This is a genomic window from Micromonospora sp. NPDC002411, assembly GCF_053592955.1.
The window spans coordinates 1-2622 of the sequence record NZ_JBSFBM010000553.1; the positions used below are offsets into that span (position 1 = coordinate 1).

At 68.9% G+C, this 2622-nt stretch carries 2 protein-coding genes; both read left to right on the forward strand.

Annotation, left to right across the window (positions count from 1 at the left end):
- Window positions 1-1180 (forward strand): DUF1800 domain-containing protein (locus tag ACWCO3_RS33735; protein ID WP_450014001.1); only part of this gene is annotated, 1180 nt, incomplete at its 5' end.
- Window positions 1181-1188: 8 nt separating this feature from the next.
- The gene (locus ACWCO3_RS33740) at window positions 1189-2571 is read left to right on the forward strand and encodes a DUF1501 domain-containing protein (protein WP_145779570.1); all 1383 of its coding nucleotides are present in this window, start codon (window positions 1189-1191) and stop codon (window positions 2569-2571) included.
- Window positions 2572-2622 lie beyond the last annotated feature (51 nt).

Sequence of the window (2622 nt, forward strand, 5' to 3'; positions counted from 1 at the left end):
CGCCCGGCAGATCTGGTCCAAGCGCCAGTTGTTCGAGGTGATGGTCGACTTCTGGAACGACTTCCTGCACGTCGCCGCCGATTTCGACGGCGGTGAGGTCTACCGCAACTCGTTCGACCAGGACGTCGTGCGCAAGCACGCGCTGGGCAGCTACCCGGAGATGCTGATCGCGGCGAACAAGCACCCCGCGCTGCTGATCTACCTGAACCAGAAGGACTCCCGCAAGGACGCGATCAACGAGAACCTCGCCCGGGAGAACCTCGAGCTGTACTCGGTCGGCGTCGACGGCGGCTACAAGGAGCCGGACGTCCGTCAGGCCGCCATGTTGCAGACCGGCCGGGGCATCGACAAGGACGGCAAGTACGTCTTCAAGCCGGAGCAGCACTACGTCGGCAAGGTGAAGATCCTCGGCTTCAGCCACCCGAACAACTCGTCGGACCCGAAGAAGGCCGACGCGGCGATCGACGCGTACATCACCTACATCGCGTTGCACCCGTCGACGGCGAAGTACGTGGCGCAGAGCCTGGCGACCCGCTTCGTCTCGGACACCCCGCCGAAGTCCCTGGTGGACCGGCTGGCCAAGATCTACACCACCAACAACGGCCTGATCAAGCCGGTGCTGATGGCGATGTTCTGCTCCACCGAGTTCTGGGCCGCCGTGGGCCAGAAGGTACGCCGCCCGATGGAGTACCTGGCTGCCACGTACCGCACGCTGGGTGTCTCGCCGGAGGCGTCGCCGAAGCACAACAACGGCGACAGCAAGCGCACCCCGTACGCGCGGGGCCTGCGGCAGATCCAGGACAAGCTGCGCGAGCTGGGTCAGTACCCGATGGGTCAGCCCACCCCGGACGGCTACCCGGACGTCTACGTCGCCTGGACGTCGGCCGGCACCATGGTCAACGGCTGGAACGAGGCGGGCGAGATCCTCGCCGGCTACCGCACCGCCTTCACGTACACGGCACCGGAGAAGCTGGTCGCCAAGCCGCCGGCGACCGCCGGGGCGTACGTGGACGCGCTCTCCCAGCGGCTGGTGGGTCAGAAGCTGAGCACGCGGGAGAAGAACCTGATCCTCGGTGTGGCCGGCGTCGCCGCCACCGCCAAGGTCGACGCCACGTTCAACGGGGCCATCACCGCCGTCGCGCGGGCGATCCTCGCTTCCCCCCAGCACCACCTCCGGTGAGGCACCCGATGGAGAAGACTGTGTACAACTCTTTCCCCCTGCACCCCGAATGCCCCGACGTGCGGCGGCTGGCCGACAACCCGGCCGAGGCCCTGCTGCGCGCCGAGGCGGACATCGTGGCCGCCGAGAGCGCTGCCGAGCTGGACCGCTACCGCACTCTGGAGAACCTGGAGGAGGCCCAGCAGGACGGTCGCGGCGTCACCCGCCGTACCTTCGTCGCGGGTGCCGCGGCCACCGCCACCGCCCTGGCCACTGCCCAGTTCGTGACCACGTCGGCGTCGTTCGCGGCGACCAAGACCGGCACCCTGATCCACGTCTTCCTCTACGGCGGGCTGGACGGGCTGAGCCTGGTGGCACCGGACAACGACCCGGTGCTCAGCAAGGCGCGGCCCGACCTGCTGCTCGGCAACGACTCGCTGGCCCTGGGCCGGGGCTTCAAGCTGACCAGCGCGTTCAAGCCGCTGGAGAAGTGGCTGACCGCAGGCCAGCTCGGCTTCATCCCGGGCGTCTCGGACGAGCGGCTGTCGCGCAGCCACTTCCAGGCCGCGGACGCCTGCAACCTGGGCGGACTGCCCAACGAGACCGGCGGTCGGGGCTGGCTGGACGGTCTGGTCGACAACCTGGGCAAGGGCACCGCGTTCCGTAGCGTCGGCATCGGCAGCACGCTGCCCCGCTCGCTGGTCGGCAACAACGGCGCATTGTCGTTGAACAGCGTCGGATCGTTGCGGCTCAACGGTGACGAGAAGTACCGGGCGGCCACCGAGAAGGCCATCAAGGGGCTCTTCACCGGGATCAACCACCCGGTCGAGGAAGCCGTGCAGGAGGGCATGGGCGCGCTGGCCACCGCGCAGAAGCTCGCCGCCAAGCCGTACCAGCCCGCCGAGGGCGTCACGTACGAGGGCGTCGGCCGGGCCTTCCAGCAACTCGCCCAGCTGATCAAGGGCGGCGCGAACGTCCGGGTCGCCACCGTCGGGATGGGCGGCTACGACACCCACGAGAACCAGGGCACCGCCGCGGGCGGCCAGCTGCACCGCAGGCTGAACGAGCTGGCCAGCGCGATGGCGGCCTTCTTCACCGACCTCGGCCCGCAGGCCGCCGACGTGACCATCATGGTGTCCAGCGAGTTCGGTCGCCGGGTCGGCTCCAACACCGGCGGCACCGACCACGGGCACGGTGGCGTGGTCACCGTGCTCTCCGGTAAGAAGCTGGCCGGCTCCCTGCTCGGCACCTGGAACGGTCTGGACAAGCTGGACTCCGGTGACGTGCCGGAGTACAACAACATGTTCAACGTGTACGGGGCGGTGGCCCAGGGCCGGTTCGGGCTCACCAACGCGGAGGTCGAGAAGGTCTTCCCCCGCCAGAAGTACGCCCCGATGAAGCTGTACGCGTGACGTACCCGCACACCCACGCCGCCGGCCGTCGTACCGGGACCTCGTCCCGGC

Coding starts and splice junctions, on each gene's coding strand:
- ACWCO3_RS33740 (WP_145779570.1), top strand. CDS start 1,189: ATGGAGAAGACTGTGTACAACTCTTTCCCCCTGCACCCCGAATGCCCC.